25 protein-coding genes and 1 pseudogene are annotated in these 25,140 nt (G+C 35.2%); 11 read left to right on the top strand and 15 right to left on the bottom strand.

The genetic code is table 11. The features are described from left to right. The first annotated feature begins 66 nt into the window (after positions 1–66). From H5J24_RS07540 to H5J24_RS07530, 3 genes are all read left to right on the top strand, one after another. Positions 67–2,295 carry a CocE/NonD family hydrolase gene (locus H5J24_RS07540; RefSeq protein WP_068943702.1) on the top strand — a complete coding sequence of 743 codons (2,229 nt, stop codon included), beginning with the start codon at positions 67–69 and terminating at the stop codon, positions 2,293–2,295. A 109-nt stretch (positions 2,296–2,404) separates the two neighbouring features. Further along, a complete protein-coding gene (locus H5J24_RS07535) occupies positions 2,405–4,087 on the top strand; it encodes an APC family permease (RefSeq protein WP_068943703.1) in 1,683 nt (560 codons plus the stop codon). 134 nt (positions 4,088–4,221) lie between these two features. Then, the gene (locus H5J24_RS07530; RefSeq protein WP_068943704.1) at positions 4,222–4,557 is read left to right on the top strand and encodes an Mpo1-like protein; all 336 of its coding nucleotides are present in this window, start codon (positions 4,222–4,224) and stop codon (positions 4,555–4,557) included. A gap of 220 nt (positions 4,558–4,777) precedes the next feature. On the opposite strand, the gene H5J24_RS07525 is transcribed toward H5J24_RS07530, so the two are convergent. Genes H5J24_RS07525 through H5J24_RS07515 form a run of 3 tightly spaced genes read right to left on the bottom strand, consistent with a single transcriptional unit; the run spans position 4,778 to position 6,507 of the window. Further along, the gene (locus tag H5J24_RS07525; protein ID WP_068943705.1) at positions 4,778–5,236 is read right to left on the bottom strand and encodes a hypothetical protein; all 459 of its coding nucleotides are present in this window, start codon (positions 5,234–5,236) and stop codon (positions 4,778–4,780) included. A gap of 9 nt (positions 5,237–5,245) precedes the next feature. After that, positions 5,246–5,701 (bottom strand): lipocalin-like domain-containing protein, encoded by a 456-nt coding sequence (locus H5J24_RS07520; protein WP_068943706.1) that lies wholly within the window; start codon positions 5,699–5,701, stop codon positions 5,246–5,248. Beyond that, entirely contained in the window at positions 5,701–6,507 is an 807-nt protein-coding gene (locus H5J24_RS07515; RefSeq protein ID WP_068943707.1) for a hypothetical protein, read from the bottom strand. Before H5J24_RS07515 ends, H5J24_RS07520 begins: the two co-directional genes overlap by 1 nt. A gap of 286 nt (positions 6,508–6,793) precedes the next feature. Here H5J24_RS07515 and H5J24_RS07510 point away from each other — a divergent pair, with 286 nt between their 5' ends. Continuing rightward, entirely contained in the window at positions 6,794–7,408 is a 615-nt protein-coding gene (locus tag H5J24_RS07510; RefSeq protein WP_228407644.1) for a DUF4377 domain-containing protein, read from the top strand. Between the two features lie 206 nt (positions 7,409–7,614). Here H5J24_RS07510 and H5J24_RS07505 read toward each other — a convergent pair whose 3' ends face one another. Then, on the bottom strand, positions 7,615–8,553 hold the full coding sequence (locus H5J24_RS07505; protein WP_068943708.1) for an SPFH domain-containing protein: 939 nt from the start codon (positions 8,551–8,553) through the stop codon (positions 7,615–7,617). Between the two features lie 165 nt (positions 8,554–8,718). Beyond that, a complete protein-coding gene (locus H5J24_RS07500) occupies positions 8,719–10,074 on the bottom strand; it encodes a deoxyguanosinetriphosphate triphosphohydrolase (RefSeq protein WP_068945133.1) in 1,356 nt (451 codons plus the stop codon). A 160-nt stretch (positions 10,075–10,234) separates the two neighbouring features. Here H5J24_RS07500 and H5J24_RS07495 point away from each other — a divergent pair, with 160 nt between their 5' ends. Both H5J24_RS07495 and H5J24_RS07490 read left to right on the top strand, forming a co-directional pair. Beyond that, positions 10,235–10,861, top strand: coding sequence for a class I SAM-dependent methyltransferase (locus tag H5J24_RS07495; RefSeq protein ID WP_068943709.1), 627 nt, complete (start codon positions 10,235–10,237; stop codon positions 10,859–10,861). Between the two features lie 181 nt (positions 10,862–11,042). Continuing rightward, entirely contained in the window at positions 11,043–11,792 is a 750-nt protein-coding gene (locus tag H5J24_RS07490; protein WP_232816179.1) for a DNA-formamidopyrimidine glycosylase family protein, read from the top strand. 59 nt (positions 11,793–11,851) lie between these two features. On the opposite strand, the gene H5J24_RS07485 is transcribed toward H5J24_RS07490, so the two are convergent. Together H5J24_RS07485 and H5J24_RS07480 are read right to left on the bottom strand one after the other, a co-directional pair. Then, positions 11,852–12,574 carry a LytR/AlgR family response regulator transcription factor gene (locus H5J24_RS07485; RefSeq protein ID WP_068943711.1) on the bottom strand — a complete coding sequence of 241 codons (723 nt, stop codon included), beginning with the start codon at positions 12,572–12,574 and terminating at the stop codon, positions 11,852–11,854. Next, positions 12,574–13,650, bottom strand: coding sequence for a sensor histidine kinase (locus tag H5J24_RS07480; protein ID WP_068943712.1), 1,077 nt, complete (start codon positions 13,648–13,650; stop codon positions 12,574–12,576). The genes H5J24_RS07485 and H5J24_RS07480 overlap by 1 nt, the downstream gene beginning before the upstream one ends. 198 nt (positions 13,651–13,848) lie before the next feature. Here H5J24_RS07480 and H5J24_RS07475 point away from each other — a divergent pair, with 198 nt between their 5' ends. Beyond that, positions 13,849–14,277 carry a hypothetical protein gene (locus H5J24_RS07475; protein ID WP_068943713.1) on the top strand — a complete coding sequence of 143 codons (429 nt, stop codon included), beginning with the start codon at positions 13,849–13,851 and terminating at the stop codon, positions 14,275–14,277. Positions 14,278–14,371: 94 nt separating this feature from the next. On the opposite strand, the gene H5J24_RS07470 is transcribed toward H5J24_RS07475, so the two are convergent. Continuing rightward, positions 14,372–14,713 (bottom strand): DMT family transporter, encoded by a 342-nt coding sequence (locus H5J24_RS07470; RefSeq protein ID WP_232816366.1) that lies wholly within the window; start codon positions 14,711–14,713, stop codon positions 14,372–14,374. Positions 14,714–15,706: 993 nt separating this feature from the next. On the opposite strand from H5J24_RS07470, the gene H5J24_RS07465 reads away from it, so the two are divergent. The 4 genes from H5J24_RS07465 (at position 15,707) to H5J24_RS07450 (ending at position 17,856) form a co-directional block, all read left to right on the top strand. Beyond that, a complete protein-coding gene (locus H5J24_RS07465) occupies positions 15,707–16,426 on the top strand; it encodes an AAA family ATPase (RefSeq protein ID WP_068943715.1) in 720 nt (239 codons plus the stop codon). Continuing rightward, complete coding sequence (locus tag H5J24_RS07460) at positions 16,423–17,166, top strand: YggS family pyridoxal phosphate-dependent enzyme (protein ID WP_068943716.1); 744 nt, start codon at positions 16,423–16,425, stop codon at positions 17,164–17,166. The genes H5J24_RS07465 and H5J24_RS07460 overlap by 4 nt, the downstream gene beginning before the upstream one ends. Positions 17,167–17,175: 9 nt before the next feature. After that, the gene (locus H5J24_RS07455; RefSeq protein WP_068943717.1) at positions 17,176–17,607 is read left to right on the top strand and encodes a hypothetical protein; all 432 of its coding nucleotides are present in this window, start codon (positions 17,176–17,178) and stop codon (positions 17,605–17,607) included. A 75-nt stretch (positions 17,608–17,682) separates the two neighbouring features. After that, entirely contained in the window at positions 17,683–17,856 is a 174-nt protein-coding gene (locus H5J24_RS07450) for a hypothetical protein (protein ID WP_167387010.1), read from the top strand. 148 nt (positions 17,857–18,004) lie between these two features. Here H5J24_RS07450 and gcvP read toward each other — a convergent pair. From gcvP to H5J24_RS07415, 7 genes and pseudogenes are all read right to left on the bottom strand, one after another. Further along, positions 18,005–20,864 (bottom strand): annotated as a pseudogene (gcvP, locus tag H5J24_RS07445) (aminomethyl-transferring glycine dehydrogenase). Positions 20,865–21,489: 625 nt separating this feature from the next. Further along, on the bottom strand, positions 21,490–22,137 hold the full coding sequence (locus tag H5J24_RS07440; RefSeq protein ID WP_068943719.1) for a J domain-containing protein: 648 nt from the start codon (positions 22,135–22,137) through the stop codon (positions 21,490–21,492). Between the two features lie 400 nt (positions 22,138–22,537). Then, complete coding sequence (locus tag H5J24_RS07435; protein ID WP_068943720.1) at positions 22,538–23,185, bottom strand: hypothetical protein; 648 nt, start codon at positions 23,183–23,185, stop codon at positions 22,538–22,540. Between the two features lie 169 nt (positions 23,186–23,354). After that, positions 23,355–23,618: a hypothetical protein gene (locus H5J24_RS07430; protein ID WP_232816178.1), complete on the bottom strand. Its 264-nt coding sequence runs from the start codon at positions 23,616–23,618 to the stop codon at positions 23,355–23,357. 91 nt (positions 23,619–23,709) lie between these two features. After that, on the bottom strand, positions 23,710–24,042 hold the full coding sequence (locus H5J24_RS07425; protein ID WP_068943722.1) for a hypothetical protein: 333 nt from the start codon (positions 24,040–24,042) through the stop codon (positions 23,710–23,712). Positions 24,043–24,053: 11 nt separating this feature from the next. Further along, positions 24,054–24,305: an RNA polymerase sigma factor gene (locus H5J24_RS07420; RefSeq protein WP_232816177.1), complete on the bottom strand. Its 252-nt coding sequence runs from the start codon at positions 24,303–24,305 to the stop codon at positions 24,054–24,056. Beyond that, positions 24,305–24,607 (bottom strand): RNA polymerase sigma factor, encoded by a 303-nt coding sequence (locus tag H5J24_RS07415; RefSeq protein ID WP_232816176.1) that lies wholly within the window; start codon positions 24,605–24,607, stop codon positions 24,305–24,307. Before H5J24_RS07415 ends, H5J24_RS07420 begins: the two co-directional genes overlap by 1 nt. Between the last annotated feature and the right edge of the window lie 533 nt (positions 24,608–25,140).

Here is a 25,140-nt window from a genome sequence, read left to right as displayed (position 1 = left end):
AAAAATACATTTTGATCTGATACTTTTTCAACAGCAGCTAAAAACATACCATAAATACACTGTAATATGAAATTTAAGATACTTTTAGCATTAATTTTTGCCAACCTTATACAGGCTCAAAAATTTCACTTTCCGAAAACAGCTGTTACAGACACCCTTATTTTGGAAAAGCAAATGCCCATATTAGCTGTCCAGCTAATTCCCAATCTACAGACTGTACAACACAAACCTCAGAATACTGTAGATGTATCAGATGTCCTTTTCAGACTTCAAATCATTGCTAAGGATTATCAGAAATCTCTTGCTACACTTACCGAGTATCGGAATCAGTTTGCTGACCATAATATGGCCGGGTATAAATTTATGAGCTATGAAATCTACAGCATGGCTAAATTAATAGAAACTAAAATATCATTTTCAAAAGGGCTTCGGACTGCATTTGATAAAAAGTATGAAAGTCTTCCTGAACACTTACTTCCAAGGGTAGGACTTGCCGTTGCTGGTGATGTAAACAATTTCAGAAAATTATTTAAAAAGGCTCTGAATAAACAGAAAGGAAAAGACAGTATAGATTACAAATCGGCTTTGGCATTATGCAAAGCTTATTTGGATTATAAAACTTATTCCGGCATCCAGCCTGAGATCAAACAGCTATTGACAGCAAAGGACAAGGAAAGATTTATTACAGAAACAAAAGATCTTAAAATCCAGAATGGAAATACGCTGACCCTTACCATTATTAGAAAAAAAGGGAATAAATCTCCCCTTCCTGTTATTCTTACCAATAACATTTATGCCGGAGAACTAGACCGCTTTTTCGGAACAAGAGCAGCGACTTATGGATATATAGGACTTGTAGTCAATACAAGAGGCAAAAGAAATAGTAATGATGAAAATAATCCTTTTGAACATGAATCACAAGATCTATACGAAGTAATCGATTGGGCAAGCAAACAGCCCTGGAGTAATGGAAAGGTTGGCATGATTGGAGGAAGTTATCTTGGTTTCAGCCAATGGGCAGCTGTGAAAAAATTGCATCCTGCTTTAAAAACCATTGTACCACAGGTTTCTGTAGGAATTGGAATAGATTATCCTGCCCGGAATAATGTATTTATGAGCTATATGCTGCAATGGATTCAATATGTTACCAATAATAAGTATACCGATGAGATAGATTTCAACAATGCGGCCAAATGGGATTCTATCAATACAGCATGGTATAAAAGCGGAAGTTCATTCAGATCTCTGGATAGTATCAGCAAAAAGCCAAGCAAAATATTTCAAAGATGGCTGGATCATCCGGGTTATGACCAATACTGGCAGAAAATGGTTCCTTATAAAGAGGAGTTCGCCAAAATCAATATCCCAATTCTTACCACTACCGGCTATTATGACGATGACCAGATCGGGGCATTATATTATTATAACCAACATCTTAAATATAATAAAAATGCGGAACACTATCTCGTGATTGGCCCTTACAACCATGGCGGAGCACAGAGTTTCGGATTTACATACGTTGAAGGAAGTCCTATAGATCCGGCAGCCAGAATCAGTATTGACGATCTTGCCTTTTCATGGTTTGATTATATTCTTAAAAATGGGAAAAAACCGGAACTTCTAAAAGACAAGGTTAATTTTCAGGTCATGAACACCAACTCCTGGAAACATGTTTCCTCTTTTGATAAAATGCATACTTCCTACTTGAAGTTTTATCTTCAGAACAGTAAAAATAATTCTTCTGTATTTAGTAAGCCCACACAGCAAAACTTTACACCTCTCACTGTAGATTTCAACAATAGAAACGATAAAGACACTTATTATGCAGTAAGCAAAAATGACAGCATTAAGACTACAAATTCTACTTATTTTGTAAGTGAAGTATTGGATAAGGATATTATTATCAGTGGAAGTATTTCAGGGTTTTTTACGATTTCTACTAACAAAAAGGATTTTGACACCAATGCTTCTCTTTATGAGATCAGACCTGACGGAAAACTTATCTCATTATCTTCGCATATTGCAAGAGCCAGCTATGCTAAAAATAATGAGACGCGCCAGCTTCTTACTCCCAATACTATTGAGCAGATTCCTATAAAAAATGCCTATGTTATGAGTAAAAAGATCGAAAAGGGAAGTAAATTACTTTTGTTGGTGGGCGTTAACAAAAATCCGAACTGGCAGCTCAATTACGGAACAGGTAAAGATGTAAGTGATGAAACGATACAGGATGCGGGAGAACCTATGCAGATAAAATGGTATAATGACAGCTATGTGGAAATACCTGTTTATTAAGACTAAAGGATTTTCGTTAAGCATTTTTATCTAAATGTTCTTAACAGCTGTTAACATCAAAATAAAAAATCATTACATTTGTTTTTTTCAAATCAAATATAGTTATTGAATGAGTCAACTTTTTAGAAGGAAAGTCTATTCGGATACAGATACTTCAACAGGACTTTTAAGAGTTTTAGGTGTATGGGACATCGTATTTTTTGGTATTGCGGCAATTATTGGAGCTGGGAGTTTCAGCAGTTTGGGAGAAGCCGTTTTCAGAGGTGGCCCTGGTGTGATTCTTCTCTATTTGATTTGCGGCTTTGCCTGTGGTTTTACCGCTCTCTGTTATGCTGAATTTGCCAGCAGAATTCCTACAGCAGGCTCTGCCTATACATATGCTTATGCCAGTTTTGGGGAATTAATTGCCTGGATCATTGGCTGGGCTTTGATTATGGAATATTCTTTCGGAAATATTTATGTAGCCTTTTCATGGTCTGATTATTTCACCAGCTTTTTAGGACGTCTCGGAATGCACATTCCTGATTACCTAACCTGCAGTTACACAGAAGCGAAGAAAGCTGTCTTAAACGGTTCTGAAAACAAAGAACTATTAAATGCATGGAAATCAGCACCATTAATTGGAAACTTAAAGTTCATTGTTGATATACCGGCATTGGTCATTAATGGTTTAATTACATGGCTTTGTTATGTTGGGGTAAAAGAGAGTAAAAACTTTAATAATTCTTTGGTTATCTTAAAGCTAGGAGTAATTCTATTGGTAATCCTGGTTGGTTTTGCTTATATCAATACTGAGAACTGGACACCCATAAGTCCTGTGACAGGAATTCCATCCTTTATGCCTAATGGATTTACAGGAGTGATGAGTGCCGTATCAGGGGTTTTCTTTGCCTATATTGGCTTTGATGCTTTAAGTGTTCTTTCTGAAGAAACAAAAGATCCTCAAAAAACCTTACCAAAAGGAATGATCATCTCTTTGGTATTGTGTACAGTAATCTATATTGCTCTTACTTTGGTATTGACAGGAATGGTAGATTACAGAAAATTTGATGGTGTGGGAGACCCGCTTTCATTCATCTTTGAAAAAACCAATGCGAATGTAGCATGGATGGAGCTTGTGGTTTCTTTTGTAGCTATTGTGGCAATCACCACTGTACTATTGGTTTTCCAGATGGGCCAGCCAAGAATATGGTATGCGATGAGCCGTGACGGATTGATGCCTCAGAAGTTCCTTAAAATTCATCCAAAATATAAAACTCCATCTTTTGCAACCATCGTTACAGGGATTGTGGTAGGAGTTCCTATCTTATTTACAGATAAAACCTTCATCCTTGACTTTACGAGTATCGGAACCATCTTCGCATTTGTTTTGGTTTGTGCCGGAGTTTTAACACTTCCTGCCAAAGAAAAAATAAAAGGCAGATTTCACCTTCCTTATATCAATGGTAAAATTATTTTCCCGGTTATTTTCATCGGTGGACTAATTGCTTTCTACTATTGGCAACCTGAGTTTTTCCAAACGCTAATGAATTGGAGCGATCCTAAGGACGGAGAGTTCAGAGCCTCTATTTTCTTCTTTATTCTCATCAATCTCATCTTATGTGGGGTTACTTTTATCAAGAATCTTTCTCTTATCCCATTAATAGGATTAAGTTCTTGTTTATACCTTCTTACCGGAATGAGCCATGAAAATTGGTTCTGGTTTGGAATGTGGTTCCTGATTGGGATGTTTATTTACTTCTTCTATGGTTATAAGAACAGTAAACTTGGAAAGGAGCTAAAGAATAGCTAAAAACAATACATAACAACATTAAAAAGGCAAAATAGCACATCCAGCTATTTTGCCTTTTTGCTTTTTTATCTCTTATATTAAAATCGGCAGAATTATTGCTGTAAATCCAACAGAAACAATAAACTAATGCCACTATGTCTGAAAGAATCAAAACATACAAAGAGTTTTATCAGTTTTATCTTACGGAACACAGTAAAACAGGAACCCGAATCTTTCATTTTATTGGAACACTACTGATATTTGTTGTAATAGGATATGTTATCAGTTCAGGAAAGGAAAGATTTCTATGGTACATTCCGATCGTAGGATACGGATTTGCCTGGTTTAGCCATGCAGTTATCGAAAGAAATAAGCCAGCTACCTTTAAATATCCGTTGTGGTCACTGATCTCAGATTTCAGGCTTTTCTTTGAACTTTTAATCGGTAAACAAAAGTTTGCAGGTACTGACAATCAGGTGCAAAATCCATAACGTCATACCATTCTATTTTTTACTTTCAACATGATTTTTTTAACCCATTAAGAGAAATTAAAATAGTAGGAATATGAACATTACGGCTTGCTTTTAAAGGTGGGCTGTCGTTCTGAATATATTGGAGTGAAATGAAGAATCTCACCTTCGTTGAAATGACAATGGACTATATAAATTGTAGAATCTCTTTAACATCAAGACGCCTGAACTCAGATTAAATTTATTCAGATGAAGTTGAATTTTTCGGTGCAGTTATTTTCCCAATACAATATCCTAAAGAGGGCAGAACAAAAGACAATACAAGTGGCAATACAAGGGAAAAACCTGTTCTTTCCAGTTTCACAATCAGCGGAAATAAATAGCCATTATAAGCTACTAAAGTCAGAGTAAAAATAAAACTATCATTTCCCATTGACAAAAGATTAAAATCATTTCCAAACTGGTCAAACAATCCGGACATTGCAAAAAATACAATGTTCCCAAAAAACATCCATAGGACAGACCTGTAAGCCATTTTTTGCTTTGCGTTAATGTATCCGGCAAGAATTAAAAAAAGCGACATAGCTGCAGAAATCGAATAATCTACAATGGTAATAACCTCTTCACTACTCCCCTTTCCAAAGAAATAAATGGCATACACCACTAAATTCAGGAGATAAATAACAGTAACATAATTCATAGGTTCATCTTAATATACAGATTCTACAATATCGTAGTGAATGGTATTTAATAGCTTTTCCAACTCGGGATCTTTATCTTTAACCGGAACAGGAATATAACTTGAAAAAGTCATTGTTTTGTCCTTATTTACAGTAACCACCACTTCTTCAAGAATATTCTTATCATCCACATAAAACTGGATCCTGTTCTCTACAATTTTCCAGAAGGAAAGCCTTGGCTCTGATGGGATACAATCTCCTACTTTTCCTTCTATATAGTTATACACCGCAAAACCATCTTCTCGTATAGCATAGTTGCGCATCAGTCGGCAGTTGTCAAAGTCTTTAACTATCTTCTTTTTCCCTTCATAAAATCCAGCTTCTTTCAGCTTCCAAAAACCTATAACATCTTCCTTCTTAAGTTTCTGTGCGCTTACCAAAGTGCTAAAAATCAAGACAGATGAAAACAACAGTTTCTTCTCCATTATTTTTTCTTTTTCTTTTTAATACTGGGACTTTTAGGAGCCTTATTCATCTCTTCACCCAACTCAATAAGCCCCATTGACATCAGAGAGGCCGGGTCACCATGCTTCTCACCTTCTTTCCATGTTTCAAAAGCTTTTTCACGAAGACCTAAAAGATGATAATAAGCCCCCAGAATATTATATCCTTCCGGTTCTCCAAGGTCTATTATCTTTTTGGAAAGCTCTATTAATTCCGGATGGGGTTTCAGCTTCTTATCTTTAATTTTTTCCAGATCTCCAAAAAAACCGGGAGTATATTCCATCATTTTTAATCCAAAGGCATTAAGACAAGCTTTAGCCAGCCCTTGATTACAAAAGTCATCGCTGATTTTTGTATAATCGTTGGCATTGGAGAACAACGCATCCAATCCGGACATATTTTTCGTCTTATCGTAGTACTCTGACAATAAAATGGCTCTTTTCCGGGCATCCTCCGGGTTTACTCTATTATTAACTTCGGTGCTGTCTTTTTTACGAATCCATACTCCATTTTTAACCCAATCTGAAATTCCGATTAATTTATCTTTTTTAATCTTAAAAATAAATACGTCTTTATCCGGGATCACAATTAAGCTATCATTTCTGGTAAAGTAATAGCTGCTTTTAAATCCGTTCGCTATTTTACCATTTCCATCAAAATTGAAACTTTTATAAAAAGTCTCGTTTCCCTGTTCTTCAAAATAGCCTTGAAGTGCATTATCTGCTTGTTGAGCCAATGCATTAGTCGTGATACATACAGCGGAAACTAATACGAATATTTTTTTCATCAATTTAATTCTTACTCTTCTTTTTTAAAAAAATATACACCCTATATTCTTTTAATTTTCTTCATCAAACAGAATTCTATTCAGAGCTTTTGATTCTGTCCATAATTTCCTGGACCCCAATATTTCGCATCTTCATACTAGCTCTGCTTACGATATGATTTTCTCTGATTTCGTTAATTGGATCCTCAAATTAAATGATTAAAAAACGAAAAAACAATCCCTGAAATCCACTAATTCAGGAAAATTTCGGCATGGTAATTGCGAAGTAAGGTCTAAAATCAAGTTTATGAAAAGTATAGCAACAATTCTAAAAGGGGCAGCACCCGCATTAGCATTATTCGCAATGACGCAATGTACAACAACAGCTGGAGTATCTGCCGGAGATGAAAAAACGTTCATCGTAGGACCACAAACAGCAGACTGTACAGGAGTAGCTCCAATGAAATGTCTGCAGGTAAAAGAAAAAGCTTCAGAAGACTGGACTAATTTTTACACAAACATCGAAGGATTTACTTATGAACCAGGGTATGAATATGTTTTAAAGGTAAAAACAGAAAAAATTGCCAACCCGCCAGCTGACGCTTCTTCAATAAAATATACATTGATAAAGCAGGTTTCGAAAACGAAGAAAGATGCCGCAGCAGCAGGTGAAAAAACACTTATTGTAGGAGCACAAACCGTAGACTGTTCCGCAGGAGCAGGCCGTATGAAATGCCTACAGGTAAAAGAAAATGCTTCTGAAAACTGGAGTAATTTCTACAGCAACATTGAAGGATTCACTTACGAACCGGGTTACGAATATGTTTTAAAAGTAAAAACAGAAAAAATTGCTAATCCACCGGCAGATGCCTCTTCAATAAAATATACATTGGTAGAACAGGTTTCTAAAACAAAGAAATAAAACAAAAACGCTTCAGGAATTCCTGAAGCGTTTTTTATTTTATGGTTTGGAAGTCTGAAGCTGGATGCTTGCAGTTACCATCAGCCGGTGAACATATTTTTATCGTATTGTATAGACATTCCCCTGGAAGTAGTTTAAAATAACCCTTCATCCCTACTTTCGGCAATCACAGCTTCCCTCTTCCAGCTCCCATCTCCCTTTCTTTATTAATATCCTGCCTCCTTTTGTGGTGGGTCAGGGTATTTTCCTTTGCTAGCCTCTCCCACTGTGTTGGCAGTTGTCATTGCTACCACAAGGTCATTCAGCATACTGCTGGCAGCCGTTGGTGAATTGGGAAGAAGTACAAGGTTACTTCTGTTACTTGCTCCTACGGAATGTAGGGTATCATAATGCTGCGTCACAACGATAAGGGCCGAAGCTTCATGTGAGTTTATTTCTACATTATTCAGCATTCTTACAGATTCTTCAAGTCCTTTTGCAATCTCTCTTCTTTGATCAGCAATCCCCTGCCCTTGTAGTTTTTTAGATTCTGCTTCCGCTTTTGCCACAGCCACGATTCTGATTCTCTGAGCTTCTGATTCATATTCTGCGGCTGTTTTTTCTCTTTCGGCTGCATTGATACGGTTCATAGCATGTTTCACCTGCTCATCCGGATCAATATCCGTTACCAATGCCTTGATAATGTCATATCCGTAGCTGTTCATTGCTTCCTGCAATTCACTTTTTACCGCTACTGCAATATCGTCTTTTCTTACAAAAACATCATCAAGCTTCAGTTTAGGAACCTCTGCACGCACAACGTCAAATACAAAAGAGGTGATTTGATTTTCCGGATTTTCTAAACGGTAATACGCATCTCCAACCTGATTTCTGATTACCTGATACTGAACAGAAATTTTCATCTTGATGAATACATTATCCAGTGTCTTAGTATCAATCATTACATCCAGCTGCTGGATTCTGAGATTTAATCTTTTCGCGATCTGATCTATGATGGGAAGCTTAAGATGAAGTCCTGAATGCTTTACTCCCTGGAATTTTCCAAAACGTTCAATGATTGCAGCCGTCTCCTGTTTAACCACAAAAAACGATGCAAATAAAATAATTAACCCGAAAATAATAACGGGAGCCAGAAAAATACCCATAGTTTAGTTTTTAAATATTGATTCTTATAAAGATAGAAATAATATTTAAACCGTGGAAGACTTACAGGGAAAGGAAGTTTGAGGCTGGAAGCCGGAAGTAATTGAAGTGCGAAGTAGTAACTTCCAGCTTCCTTTCTTCCTGCTTCCAGCCTTTATGTAATAGGCTTATACCGTCATTCCGATATCGATTCCTTTAATTTTTCTATAAAGGTCAGTCGCGTAATTATCTGTCATTCCGGAAACAAAATCTATGATTCCCAATACTTTCTGGTAATCGGTTCCGTTTTCATACACAAATTGTCTTGGAAGCAATTTCAAGGCTTTCTTATCATAAGATTTTCTCTCATCCTCTGGTTTCAGGATAGAAGGAATAAAATGATCCAGTAATTCATACATTACGTTGTATCCGGCATTCTCAATCTCTACAACCGCTTTATGGTTGTAAATTTTTTCGATAGAGAATGATTCTATATCCTGTAAAGCAGTATTTTCAGATTTGTAAACATCCAAAAGTCCTTTGTCCAGGTTCCCTTCCAGAATGGTTTCAAAATTTTGTTTATAAATTTCAAGTGACTTATTAATCAAGGCATTGATCGCTTTTGCTCTTAAATATGAGATCTTTTCATTTTCATTGGAAATGGAAGTCAATTTATTTTTAACCTTATCAATATCATTACTTTCTGATTTTACCAGTTCGAAGAAAAGATTTTCACAATCGGAAGTGGATACAATTCCCAATCTGTGGGCATCTTCCATATCGATAATGTTGTAGCAGATATCATCAGCAGCTTCTACCAGCCAGACAAAAGGATGTCTTTTGAAAATATGCGGTTCTTCACATTCGGAGATGAGTTGAGTTCCTTTTGCTATTTCAAGGAAAATATCTTTTTCATTCTGGAAAAATCCAAATTTCTTACGGTGAATAATTCCTTTTTTCTTGGCTACTGCTTCACACGGGTATTTTGCGATACTGGCCAATGTAGAAAATGTAAGCTGGATTCCACCAGCATCTTTTCCCTGCTGCTGCTGAGCCAATACTCTGATGGCGTTGGCATTTCCTTCAAAATTAACCAGATCTGCCCATTCTTTTTCATTGAATTTAGACTTCAGGTCTTTTTCATTTCTTTCAAAATAGCTTGCTATAGCATCTTCTCCTGAATGTCCGAAGGCAGGATTTCCAACATCATGACAAAGACATGCCGCCGCAATTACATTTCCTAAATTATATAGATAAAAACTTTTTGAATCTTCGGTCAGTTCGCTTTTATAATCCTCAGCAATGAATTCACCAATAATACTTCCTAAACTTCTTCCTACAGATGACACTTCCAGGGAATGTGTCAGCCTGTTGTGTACAAAAACACTTCCGGGAAGAGGAAAAACCTGGGTCTTATTTTGCAGTCTCCTGAATGCAGAAGAGAAAATAATTCTGTCGAAATCCCTTTGAAAATCAGTTCTTGAAGCCTTAGTATTTGGGTTGTTTCCTGTACGTTGATTGGTGAAAATCTGGTTTAAATTCATCATTTTTCAAAATTACTCCAAATTTTAGTTTTATGGAATAGTATTCAGATATTTCTTAAACAGATATGATCATTCAAAAAATCTATTGCTGTCAGAGTCTTTTCCGTTGGGTAATACCGCTGAAAACATCCTACATTTGATAAAACTTAAACTATTAAAAATGAAAGACACTGCATGGCTTGATAAATGGAATGAAAGATATACCCACGAGGAGTTTGTATATGGAACAGCACCTAATAATTATCTGGAAGAACAGCTCAAAAAATTAAATCCCGGCACCATTTTGTTTCCTGCAGATGGTGAAGGCAGGAATTCTGTGTATGCAGCATTACAGGGTTGGAAAGCGTCCTCTTTTGATATCAGCGAGCAAGGCAGATCCAAAGCTTTACAACTTGCAGAGCAGAATGACGTGACTATAGATTATCAGGTGGGTGAACTTCAAGCATTAGATTATCATGAACAGCAATTTGATGCAATCGCTCTTATCTATGCTCATTTCCCTGGAGATATTAAATCATCTGTTCATCAAATGCTGGATCAATATCTTCGTAAAGGCGGCATTATTATTTTTGAAGCCTTCAGTAAAAAGCATCTTGATTATGTCACCAAAAATGAAAAAGTAGGTGGACCAAGAGATGTAAAGGATCTGTTTTCTATAGAAGAAATTAAAGCAGATTTCCCTAACTATTCTATCCTAGAACTTCAGGAAACTGAAATTGAGCTTCAGGAAGGTTTATTTCACAACGGAACGGGTTCTGTCATCCGTTTTGTGGGACAGAAGCAATAAAAATAACGGCACTATTTACTATTCTGCAGGAATCTGGTTTTGGATCTTAGAACATTACCGAGATTCCTGCAGAATGACAAATGAACAGATGAAATCATTATTTTAAGTTCCAGTTATAACCCGATGGATTAATATCTGCTATATAATTTTATTTTTTCGGAATAGTATTTGAACTTTTTTATTGAAAAATAACATTATGCCTGAAGGTCCATCTATTATTTTAATGAAAGAAAACCTGCAGCAGTTTGTTGGCCATAAAGTAACAGACATATCAGGTAATGCAAAATTTGATAAGGAAGTATTTAGCGGTCAGATGCTTCGTGAGATCCGCACCTTTGGTAAGCAAACTTATCTGGTCTTCGAGAAAGCAGCTATCCGTATTCATTTACTGATGTTCGGCTCTTATGATATTAATGAACAGACAAAGCCTGACAAAAGCTTAAGGTTAGCTTTATTTTTCTCAGGCGGAAGCATGTACTTTTATACCTGTTCTGTAAAATTTGTTGAATTAGAATCCCTTTCTGCTATCGATTGGGAAGCAGATGTGATGAGCAGTCTCTGGAGTTCTGAAAAAGCAGAAAAGAAACTGAAATCCAATCCGAAAATGATGGTATGTGATGCATTAATGGATCAGAATATTTTTTCTGGAGTCGGAAATATTATTAAGAATGAAGTTTTGTTCAGAATTGGTGTACAACCGGAAAGCATGATAGGAAATCTTCCGGCTAAAAAGCGTAAGGAACTTATTGCAGAAGCAAGAAATTACAGTTTTGAATTTCTGGAGTGGAAAAGAGAATTTACTCTTAAAAAACATTGGCTGGTACACACAAAATCCATCTGCCCAATCTGCGGACAAAAACTGATTAAGAAAAAAACAGGAATTGGAAAAAGAAGGAGCTTTTATTGCGAAAATGACCAGAAGCTTTATTAAGTAGAATCTTTTTTGATAGATTTTATGGGCAGTAAGTTTCCACTATAGCTTATGAATTATCAATCTGCCCCTAAAAGCCCGCCAGCATATTTTGTGAAAAAATCGGCTTTATACACTTCTCCAATAGGAATTTCAGCTTCTTCAATGTATATATTATGATTATCAAATGAATCGATATAATCTGCATTCACCACATATGACTTACTGACCCTGATAAAATTCTCACCGGAAACTTTCTGATGAATTGTCTTAAGGTTCATCGCTGTAATAAGTTTTTGCTGTTTGGTATGGATGACTACATAATCCTTCAGTCCTTCTATAAATTTAATATCTGCAAAATTGATCTTGTAAAACCTGCGGTCTGCTTTAATGAATAAAAAATCAGCAGTATTGGACTCCACCGTATTTTTTATGGTATCATTAGAAAGAAGTTTGGTATATAATACAGCTTTATTGATTGCCTTTTCAAGTCTTTGCGGATCAATGGGTTTTAAAAGATAATCTACTGCTTCCAGTTCATAACTTTTCAAAGCATATTGGGAATAAGCTGTCGTAAAGATGATCAGTGATCTTTTGGGAAGCATTTCTGCAAATTCCAATCCAGTGACCATTGGCATTTCAATGTCAAGAAAAATAAGATCTACGTCATTATCTTTAAGGAAATCCAGGGCAGAGGGAGCATTGGAAAATTCACCCAGAATATCAATCTTTGACGTCTCATTGATGAGGGAACGCATTTCTCCTCTTGCTAAGGGTTCATCATCAACTATAATACAATTCATCATATAGGAATTTTTAAATGGATAGTATATTCTTTAGATTCTGAATCTATTTTCAGATCAAAAGTATCATTATAAAGAAGTTCTAATCTTCTGGTAATATTGGCAAGACCAAGGCCGCTGTTCTTCTTATCTGAAATAAAATAATCAGGATCTCTGGAGTTCACGCATTTAAAATAGAGATTTTGTTCTTCAATACTGATATTTATTTTTACAAAAGATTCTTTCCCACTGATATTCACACTATGTTTTACTGCGTTTTCTACAAAAGTTGTAAAAAGATTCGGAGGAATAAAGGTCGTATTGATTGTTCTGTTCTCAGCTTTTGTTTGAATATCAAAGGTGAAATTTTCACGTCTTATTTTTTCAAGGTTTAAAAAATTAGACAGAAAATCAATTTCTGAGGTTAGGAGTGTTTTTTCTGCACTGTTTTCATAAAGCTGATATCTGAGAAATTCCGAAAGCTTAACAATCACCACTGAAGCTTTTCCAGGATCTGTTCTGATAAGAGCTTTTACATTATTCAGCATATTAAACAGAAAGTGAGGATTGATCTGATTTCTTAATTCATTCAGTTCCATCTGCATGGTAAGATTACTTAGCTCATTGATTCGTTGATTATCTTTAATCCATTTCTGCAGCAGCTTGACCGTGGTGGTTGTAAAAATGATAGGAATACACATCAACACTCCTTCATAAACACTTCCTTTTTCGGTTTGTCTGGGGATATCTCCAGCCCTGAAATCAGCGAAAACCGACCTGAAGCCAAATCCTATAATATTAATTCCTATCACTCCCATAATGATAAGAAGCGACAGATATGCAATATATCTTGTTTTAAAAAAGAGCTTAGGCACAAGGACATAAATATTAATATATATCATTGTAATAAGTATAGAATACACAAAAAGCAGTACATACAGCTGATGTATTCCTGAAAATGACTGCCAGAATCTGGCACTATATAACCAAAGGAAAAAGGAAATCAGAAACAGCAGGTGCCTGGCATATTGGTAACGGCTTTCCACCAGAAAGTCCATTGCAAGTGTTTCTTTAAAATGCCATAGTCTGTACTTCATATGCTAAGGTTAATATATAAATACAAAAATAGATAATCCATCAGTTTCTCTTATAATATTATACGAAACCTATATTTTATTATACCAATTATAGCTTCTATTCATGATCGGATTTCGTATAAAATAATGGCAGTTTTGTATAAAAACAAATTGCAGAACCCAAATTCTATCTTTCTTTGCAATGTTTAATCAGTGTATATGGAATTAGCAGTTTTTCAGGAATTAACGGAAGAAATCACATCAGAATGTTTTTTTATGACAGAATTACAACAGGAAGAAAAGGTAATACAGCTTATTGATCTTCATCATTTTGTAGAATGTTTTGATTCGGAGATCAACATCCTCCACTATATTCAGCATCCTATTAATATTATAGAACAAAACGGAATAAAAAAAGGAATTCTTTTTTATAGCCTGAAGCATTCAGCTTTTCCAGACTGCAATACCTGTGAAGAATTTAAAAGAAGACATTCTCTTTCTGAGCTATGGTTTGTATTTGTAGAGGAAGAAACCGTACCCCATACGGCCCGCCACACCGATTTTATTATTGAAAATAGTCTGGAAATTTTCTATGAGAGGATTTTTTTATTTCAGTTCTTTCAATCTAATATACAGAAGTTGAAATGAGTAATCAATAATAAGCAATGAGTAATACCATAAATGATGATTCATGATTGATACTGGATGGATGTTGGTTGATAGAAAATGATGTAATGAAGAATTAATGGGTTCCCATTTTTGAAAACATATTGATTACGATTACCCCCAAAATAATCAACCCTATTCCGATAATGGCAGGCAGATCCGGAACCTGCTTAAATGCAACAACTCCAATTATTGTGATGAAAACAATACCTACTCCGGACCATATTGCATACGTAATCCCAACAGGAATCTGGCGAAGGCTCAGACTTAAAAAATAGAAAGCACAGGCGTATCCTAATATGGTAACAACAGACGGCCATAGTTTAGAAAACTCTTCTGATTTTTTTAGGAAAGTAGTCGCTATGATTTCAAATACAATTGCCAAAGCCAAAAAAGATAACTGCGTCCCATAAAGTATTATTTATACAAAAATAGTAAAACCTCTCTCCTATTCCCAAAAAGAAGGCTGCAACTTCTATATTTCGTGTTCTTCATCTACTTGTAAACCCCAGCAAGCTGACAAACAAAAGATTTTTTTCCAGTTGTGTCATAAAAATAATGTCATGAAATCGGACAGCTGACAAAAAAATCGCCACAAAAATCAGCAGTAAAAATAAATTTTCTTAACATAGAAATCTCTTTCTTACTGAAATTTTACATCTGAAAATATCCATTTACACCAATACTATGCACCGCATTATTTATTGTTTGTTTTATCAAGTCTAATATAGAAGTCTGGAAACGGTTAACGTTTTCACATATTTATGAAGACAGAACAATAAATATATTAATAAATTCACAATAACACATTAACAAAACGTAAACAAAAAATCTCTTAAAAATTAAATAAAACACCCATAACACACTGATATACATCATAGTGTTTTGCTTTGGCACGTGATTTGAAAGCTGTAATATTGCAATTGAAAGATTAATAAAAAAAAGTCAAATAATTAAAAATAATACAAAATGGTAACTTATATCGGTATCGCAACATGTTTAGTAGTATTCTCATCATATTTTATGACTGTAAAAAGAGAAAGAAACTAATCATTAAAATCAAAAAGCCTATAGCAAAACTATACTAATTATATTGTTTTATGTTTTTACTCTGAGAAATCAGATCGCTCTTTTACCAATGAGGTAAAAGGGCCCAAAAACATAAGCAGAAAGATCTTAGTTTCATAACAAATTTTAATATCCAAATGATAAATCCGGGCACTAGTCCGGATTTATTTTTTTAGTTATGATAATGAAAAGAGACTATTTATTAAACCCTCCTCATTATTTATTACCCCTCATTAATTACCCATTCTCCCCCTGGTCTAGCTGTTTATTCTCAATCAGGATGCTTCTCCCCATTTTATAAAGCCTTATCTTTGTTAGATTCAAGAATTTATTAATTATCATTATGAATCTGTACAACCTCATTATTCAAGATAAAGAGCCAATAAGTCTTAACGATGTATTTCTCAATAAAAGCAACAGAGATCAGCTTATACAACTGATTAAGGAACATACGTACAGCAAACAACTTCAGGAATATGGACTTCCTGTAAATCATAAGATCCTTCTTCAGGGAAGCTCAGGATGCGGAAAAACAATGACAGCAAAAGCGATTGCCAATGCCCTTGGAAAAAATATTATCATTTTAAACTTAAGTAATATTGTTTCCTCCAGAATTGGTGAGACTTCTCAGAATATTAAAATGATTTTTGATAAAGCAGCCAGAGAAAGATCTGTTCTGTTTCTCGATGAACTGGATCAGATCGGAAAAGCAAGAGGCAGTGATGATAAAGATGTTGGTGAAATGAGAAGATTAGTGAACACTTTACTTCAGCTTATTGATTATTATCCTGAGAATGCACTTTTATTATGCGCCACCAATCACCCTGAAATTATTGACACAGCACTACTAAGACGTTTTCAGCTTAGGATCAATTACGAAATGCCTTCTGTGGAGTTTCTGGATACTTTCTATGACACACTGCTCAGCCGTTTTCCAGATGATATGCGGACTATTGAAAGAAAATACTCCATTTCTTTTGCAGAAGCTAAAGACCATGCATTAACAGCTGTAAAAACGACTTTAATTCAAAAACTGGAAGCTAAAGAAATCATTCCATCATGAAAGAAAATATCCTTCATAACCTGAATATCATCAATACGCGGATTAAAGATGCCTGTGAAAAAGCAGGAAGAAACCCTGATCAAGTTCAACTTTTACTGGCTACTAAAACAGTTTCTGCTGAACGTATTAAAATCGCACTGGAAAACGGACAGACCTTAATCGCTGAAAATAAGATTCAGGAGCTGAAGGAAAAATACGAAGACCTGAAAGAAATACCTCACATCAATCATTTCATCGGGCATCTTCAGACCAATAAAATCAAAGATATCCTGAAATATGATGTCACCTGCGTACAGTCAATGGATCGGTTAGAACTGGCGGAAAAACTGCACCAAAGACTTTTAACGGAAAATAGAACGATTGAAGTTTTCATTCAGGTCAATACCTCTAATGAAGAAAGTAAATTTGGAGTGGAGCCCAGTAAAGCCATTGAATTAACCAGAAAAGTTTCCGAATTTTCTACATTAAAAGTAAAAGGATTAATGACCATTGGCTTGTTCAGTGCAGAGACAGAAAAGGTAAGAGAATGCTTTAAAATCCTCAAAAACCTGCAACAGGAAATCATCAGTGAAAATATTCCTAATGTTGAAATGAATGACCTTTCCATGGGCATGAGCGGAGATCTTGAAACAGCCATAGAAGAAGGTGCCACCATTGTACGTGTTGGAACCGCTGTATTTGGAGCAAGAATCTATCCGGACAGTTATTACTGGAATGAAGAAACCAAAGTAAATAAATAATAAAATTATATGTTCCCATTTATTTATACATTTAAAGTAGAAATAACAGCAGATAGGACCTCAAAAAATATAATTGATGCTGCACGTGATTCTTTCCTAGAAAGAGAAATGAATGATATAGAAATACAAGGCAATACTGTTATCGGAAAAGACAGTCTTGTTAAACTGGACTTTTCAAACAGATATCCGCTTACCCTATCTCCCGGTAAGGAATATTTCACCTATGATGAAAATAAGAAAGTACTAACCTATAAAGTTGAAGTTCTTTTCAATTTAATATATGCCTCTGCGCTTTTCTTAATCCTATATTTCTTTGTTCATCAATGGATAATAGAACTTGTCATCCCTTCTTTATTTTTTATTCTTATCACCTTTATCAGTTATTTTCAATATCAATCGGTAATTAATAAGGTTTCCAGAAATCTAAATAAGAGGCAGTAAAAGCAGCTTACATTTAGTCCACAAAATCGGTATACTTTTTGATTATAAAACATTAATAACCAAATAAATGCAACTATGATCAAAAAATTACTATCGGGCTGTCTATTGTTGGCAGTATTATTCTTTTATTCTTGTGAAAAAGAAAACACACAGATGAAAAGTGGAATTTCCATTGAAACCATTTCAATGATCACCGTTCTTACTATGGGAGTAGCCATTTTGGTGGCGTACAGCTATAAGAGAAGATAATGAAATAAATATAACAGATTGAGACTTTCAAAATTTTGAAAGTCTTTTTTATAGAGCTACAGCTTCATAAAATCTCCCTGCTTTGCAGAATCATAAAAAATCCCTCTCAACAATGAAAGGGATTTGTTATATCTAGAAAAAACTCTAATTACATATAAGCTTCAATTGGCTCACAAGTACATACTAGGTTTCTGTCTCCGTAAGCTTCGTCTACTCTTGATACAGAAGCGAAGAATTTGTGGTCTCTTACCCACTCTAGCGGATAAGCTGCCTTTTCTCTGCTGTATGGTTTATCCCAAGAATCAGAGATCACCAATTGTTCTGTGTGAGGAGCGTTTTTCAATACGTTGTTGGCCGGATCAGCCTGTCCGTTAGCAATCTCATCAATTTCTTGTTTGATAGAGATTAAAGCTTCTGCAAAACGATCGATTTCAGCCTTGCTTTCAGATTCTGTAGGCTCTATCATTAATGTTCCTGCCACAGGGAAAGAAACAGTAGGAGCATGGAATCCATAGTCCATCAATCTCTTCGCCACATCAGCTACTTCAATTCCTAAAGACTTGAACTGACGGAAATCTACGATACATTCGTGAGCCACTCTTCCGTTTTCGTTTGAATATAAGATTGGGAAATGCTCAGCTAAAATTTCCTTAAGGTAATTTGCGTTCATAATAGCATGACCTGTAGCTTTTTTCAATCCATCTGTTCCTAGCATCTTGATGTAAGCATAAGAAATGTTTAGGATCAATCCTGAACCGTAAGGTGCTGCAGAAATACCATCGATAGCTTCTTTAGTTCCGATTTTGATGTTTGCATTAGAAGGAAGGAATGGTACTAAGTGCTTCGCTACACAAATTGGACCTACTCCAGGACCTCCACCTCCGTGAGGAATTGCAAAAGTCTTGTGAAGGTTTAAGTGGCAAACGTCTGCTCCAATGTTTCCTGGACTTGTAAATCCTACCTGAGCATTCATGTTAGCACCGTCCATATATACCTGTCCTCCGTGCTCGTGGATTAAGTTTGTAATTTCTTTGATGTTAGCATCAAAGAATCCATAAGTAGACGGATATGTAATCATTACAGCTGATAAGTTCGCTGAATGTAATTCTGTTTTAGCTTTAAGATCTTCGAAGTCGATTTCTCCGTTTTCAAGATTTTTCACGACTACGATTTTCATTCCTGCCATTGCAGCAGAAGCCGGGTTTGTTCCGTGTGCAGACTGAGGGATCAATACTACATTTCTGTGGTGGTCTCCTCTTGAGATGTGGTATTCTCTGATCACCATTAGTCCTGCATACTCTCCTTGAGCTCCAGAGTTTGGCTGTAATGAAGTTCCTGCGAAACCAGTGATTGTTGCCAAATCTTTTTCAAGCTCTGCAATCATCTGTTGGTATCCTCCAGCCTGATCCACTGGCACGAATGGGTGTACACTTCCCCAATCAGCCCATGAAAGCGGTAACATTTCAGTAGCTGCGTTCAGTTTCATTGTACAAGATCCTAAAGAAATCATTGAATGTGTCAACGATAAATCTTTTCTCTCAAGACGTTTGATGTAACGCATCAATTCAGTTTCTGTATGGTATCTGTTGAATACTTCTTCTGTAAGAATCTGATCCTTTCTAAGGTTTTCTTCAGGAATACTGTATCCTTCTTTAATTTCTAATTTGAAAGTCTGCTTGTCTTTGAACTGAGCAAAAGAAGCCATCAGATAGTTTAATTTCTCTAATGTAGTACTTTCGTTGATCGCAATACTTACCACCCCTTCTGTGAAGTAGTTAAGGTTGAGTCTGTGATCCTGCATCATTCTCATCAGTCTTCCTTTTTCCTCTTCCGGCATTGTAATTTTTACCGTATCGAAGATTGGCTCTTCTACTACCTGATATCCTAATGCTGCAAGACCTCCTTTCAAAGCATTGGCTTTAAAGTGGATTTGGTCTGCAATATAGTTTAATCCTTTTGGACCATGGTAAACCGCATACATACCTGCCATTACTGCTAAAAGAACCTGAGCAGTACAGATATTAGAAGTTGCCTTCTCTCTCTTAATATGCTGTTCTCTTGTCTGTAATGCCATCCTTAATGCACGTTTTCCGTACATATCCTGAGAAACTCCAATGATTCTTCCAGGGATATCTCTTTTATATTCTTCTCTACAAGCAAAGAATGCTGCGTGAGGACCTCCGTATCCTAATGGAATACCAAATCTCTGTGAAGTACCTACTGCGCAGTCAGCACCCATTACAGCCGGTGATTTTAATTTCACCAATGCCATTGGATCACAAGCAACCGCTACCTGAAGGTCTAATTTTTTATATTCTACGATATTTTCTGTATAGTCCAGAACAATTCCGTTTTTACCAGGGTATTGTAATAAAACACCATAATAAGAAGCATCAAATGCATGTGTCTTATGGTCACCTACAACCACTTCAATTCCCTAATCCTTCAGCCTTGGTTTTCAATACAGAGATTGTTTGAGGCAATACAAGGTCAGAAATAAAGAATTTATTAGCTTCTCCTTTCTTCTGATCTTTAGTTCTGTTGTTGAAGAACATGTGCATTGCTTCAGCAGCAGCAGTAGATTCATCCAGCAAAGAAGCATTCGCAAGACCAAAACCTGTAAGGTCACACACTACAGTCTGGAAGTTAAGAAGAGCTTCCAGTCTTCCCTGTGCAATCTCAGCCTGATATGGAGTATATGCAGTATACCAGCTAGGGTTTTCGAAGATATTTCTCTGAATAGCTGATGGTAAAAGGGTATTGTGGTATCCGAAACCGATATAACTTGTATAATCAGTATTTTTTGATGCCAACTCCTTAGAGTGGTTTAGCATTTCGTATTCCGAAAGTGCATCTGAGATCTCAAGATCTTTTTCTAAACGGATAGAAGAAGGAATGGTCTGAGAAATTAACTCTTCAATACTAGAAACGCCAAGTTTTTCCAACATCGCCTGTTTATCGGCTTCATTTAGGGAAATGTGACGGCTCACAAACTGTTCTGTATTCATTTTTATTTATTAGATTTTGTTTGTAAAAAGATGGGTAAAATTACAATTTTTTACACGATTGTACAACAGCTTATCACCAATGATAATTCACTAAATAGTTCAATTATCCCAAACCTACTAGCTTTTGATAACTGTCCAATAAGGTTTACCCCATTTTAAACAACTATTATCTTTCTTTTACAAATAGTATTCAATATTATCAATGATTCTTTATTAATAAAACAATGAATCATTCATTAAAAAAACAGATAAAATTGTAAGTAAGGATTAAAAATAATCCCAAACCTGTTTTTATTTATAACAGGTAAAAAGTAAATATGTTAGTATGAAAAAATGCGAAAAGATCCACCTTCAATATAGTAAAATTTTATAACATTTTGTTCTGTAAAGAAGCACCCAGACTGCTATTCATCAGGTTTTAAGAATTTTATGAAATTTTATTAATTATATTTATTCTAAATTAATATATTTGCAACATGAATATGATTGTCCCGTTTAAAGTTCCGCCTTTGGCACCTGTGTACTCATTCAACAACGAAGAGATGTTTTGTGAAAAGAAATCTTGCTGCAAAAAATTCAAAAAAGGGAAAAGATGTAAAAAGTGTCCTGGAAGGAAGAAAATGGCTTAAAAGAATTCCTTTATCAGAAAATATAAAGCAACTGCCAGTATCATAACACCCCAAAACAGCATTATAATCTTAGGCTGACCTGATTTATTAATCACCGTTCTGGGCTGTGGCTTAAACATTTCATCCACTGTATTTTTGAATTGATCTGTATTATTCTCAAAAACCTCAGTAATTGTAATTCCCTGCACTACGGTTTTATGTAATAATGAATTGGTGGCATGAAGCAATAGCTGGAATTTCCCGTCTTTAAATTCTGTAATCTTAAAGATCCTTTCTCCATAAGGTTTTTCAAGTCCGAAAGGCAGAACCTTTACCACATCCGCATTGCTGGTCTGCCAGCTGATAATAATCTCCTCTCCTTTTTTCGCATGAACTTTATTGGCTGTAAAAGTTTTAATAGCAGGTGGGATATTATACCTGAAACTTCGCTGATGGCTTTCTAAATTCTGGTCATAAGATTTTCTCCTTGAAGGCTCACTCAATGTTTCATAAGCTTCCTGAATTTCACGAAAGCGATCTGCAAAAAAATCATCATTCTCATTTTTATCCGGATGATATTTCAGAGAGAGTTTTCGATACGCTTTTTTGATGTCTTCTTCTGAAGCATCCTGGGATATACCGAGAAAATAGTAGTAATCTTTCATTGAGTAATACAAAAATAAGGATTTATTTTTCTTTTTGCTTTGTATTCATCCTAAATAATAAGCTGTTATTTCTCAGAATTTCAAAGTCTGATATCTTTGTTGGAAAGCGCAAAGTCGCAAGGAATATTGAAAAACTTTATGTTTTTAAGACGCAAAGATTTTATCTTCGATAAAATTGAATACTGCATTTTTGATGGCCACTAATGCACGAATGGGTTTATTTGTAGAAAATCTATGCTTCCTTTAGTTTGTAAAAAGAAATTAAATTTCTGAACTAAAGGGGAAATAGAAAAGATTTTTTTATTAATAGTTAAATTATTCGAGCATTCGTGGTAAAAAAATCTGTGCTCTTATGTTTTTCAACAAACTATACAAAGTTAATTCCCTATACTCTTTACAGTTATTTACGACTGATCCATTCTTTTGTGGGAAGAATCCAGTCTTCCAGAGCTTTAAATAAAAAACCGTGATTCAATCCTGTATTAAGTTCAATCTCTTTAAAATCTTTAATATTTGATCTGATAAATCGCTGCTCCTGCGATAGAGGAACGTGGCCGTCATCTGACTTTTCTGTAATGGAAAGTATTCTTCCATACAATTTGAAATTCGGGTCTTTTTCTAAAGAATCATCTTTAAAACTAGCACCAATAAAAACAAATTTCAATTCCGGATTTTTTTCATACCAGGAAATATATTGCGCAATATAACCACCTTGAGATGTTCCTACCACTGTAATATTTTCAGCTTTAACTCCCTTTTTAATCAGACGATCAATCTGCTTCTTTATTTTTAGAGCATATCCTGCCGGATCAGTATTAGGCTTTCTTTTCTCAAAAAGAATAACATTAGTACTGTCTTTCAACTGGTGTAGGACTTTTTCATATTCTACAATACCATATTTAGGATGTGCTTCATCCGCAGAATGGTCCTCCAGAAATTTATTGTGCAGAAAGAAAATATATTGCTTCTGCTTCAATTCAGATTTCTGCCCATAAGCTGCCATAGAAAAAAGAGTGAGGATAGTGATGAAAATATTCTTCAGTTCCATTATAGTATAATATTAATAAAAAGAAAACAAATTTAGTCTTTAATTAATACATTCACTGCCAAAACATTCTTAAATTCTGGTTAATGGTTTGATTGGCTTTAAAATAAAAAATTCGGGCTCGGGAAGCTTTGCTTCCCGAGCCCGAATTAAACAATTTCAATTTAGTTATTTACTTTTTATGCTTCGCAGGTATTATCCTTTTACAGCATCTTGAGCTGAATTCTTTTTTGAATTTTCCTTTCAGTTCCTGATAGTCCTCATCATTCATTTCTCTGATCTTGTCTGCTAATCCGAAAGGAGATTTTTCTTTGATTCCATACTCATCAAAAATGCCTCTGATAAATCTTTTTCTTTGTGCTGCTTTTTTAGCGATTAGGGCTACACCCACAACGGCTAGGGCTCCAAGAGCTCCTTTTAATGCTGAATTTTTCATTTTTTCAAAATTTTAAATTTTACTACTTCTTGTTTTTTATAAAGACGAATGAATTTTAATTTTACTTTACTACTTCTTTAAAAATTTCAAATTATTCGTTATTTCTGTTGAAGAATCCTCCGGAGCATCTGTTTCTCCAGGCTTCTTTAAATTTCTCTTTTTCTTCGGGTGATAAACCTTCCATTTTTTCCCTCATCTTTCGCTCCTTGAAATCTCTCATTCCTTTACCAAAATGGAAACCTCCAAAAAGAATTTTACTTAAGATAAGAATCCCCATCGCCTGCCAGAATGTAATGGATTTTACCCCTAAAATTTCAGGAAGAAGACAATTCCACAGCGACATTACAATCCAGGTAACGGCTAGGAGAATTAATGGTGGACATAACAATAAAAAAATCCAGCCCTTTTTGTGTTTATGATTCATAATTTCTTTTTCTAACTTTTTAAATCTTCGTATAATCTTCTCAATCTGTTTCTAAGATGCTTTACAGCATAGTTTTTTCTACTGATGATGGTTTTGATGTTTTCCCCTTGTTCATCGGCGATCTCCTGGAGGGTTTTGTCGTTGAGTTCGTTTTCTACGTAGACCAGCCTTTGTTTTTCGGGAAGTTCATCAAGCGCTTCAAACAGTTTTTTCCAGATCTCATCCTGAAACATCTTTACTTCAGGTCCGGCACTTTCGTCCATCAATAAAATATCTTTGATGGAAAAGCTTCCGTCTTCATCTTCATAGACGAAATCTTCCAGATTTTCTGTTTTCTTTTACGATAACGGTCTGTAATTTTATTCGCCGTTACCCTATACAGCCAGCCCCCAACATTCACGATCTCGGAAAGATTGGTAAGACTGCTGAACTGATACCACACTTCCTGCAGAATATCTTCCGCATCTTCCGTGTTTTTCACTTTGGGACGAATATAAGACATCAGCTTCCCTCCGTAGTTGGAAACGGTTTGTGAGATGATGCTTTCTTTATCCTTCTGTGGCATTGTTATTTTTTCGACAACCTCCATACTGCTATGACGGCTATCCTTTTGGATTTACTTTAATAAATTTAAAATATTTTTCTTACAATTCAACTTTTCCTGTATTCATCGGATTTTCATTTCATCTTTTTTTTGTATTATCTAAAAATCTGTGAGAAGTTATTATTGAGGTTCTTCATTCTGCTTCGCTTTATTCAGAATGACAAAAAAGCTGTTGATTTTTTTTTATCTCGCTGATTGAGCAGATTTGGCAGATGATTGAGGCTAAAAAACTGCAACGTCTACGAAAGACAGTTTAGATTCCATGCTACGCTCCGTTTCGCTCTGAATGACAAAAATGGTTATCTTATAATTAATCTATGGAACAATAGCTTTTTCTATAATACGAACTCTTTAGGAAAAAAACTACGAATTAAAAATCTGCGAAATCTGTGAGATCTGCGAGACAAATATATGCAACATTCAATTTTATCGCAGATAAAATCCTCCTATGTTTGTATAAGTTATAATTTGCTTTATCTCAAATATTATCTTAG

Origin of the sequence: Chryseobacterium capnotolerans (assembly GCF_021278965.1) — a bacterium.
Lineage (GTDB): Bacteria > Bacteroidota > Bacteroidia > Flavobacteriales > Weeksellaceae > Chryseobacterium > Chryseobacterium capnotolerans.
The sequence above is the reverse complement of the archived record's forward strand: the minus strand, read 5'-3'. Positions and strand labels throughout refer to the sequence as shown.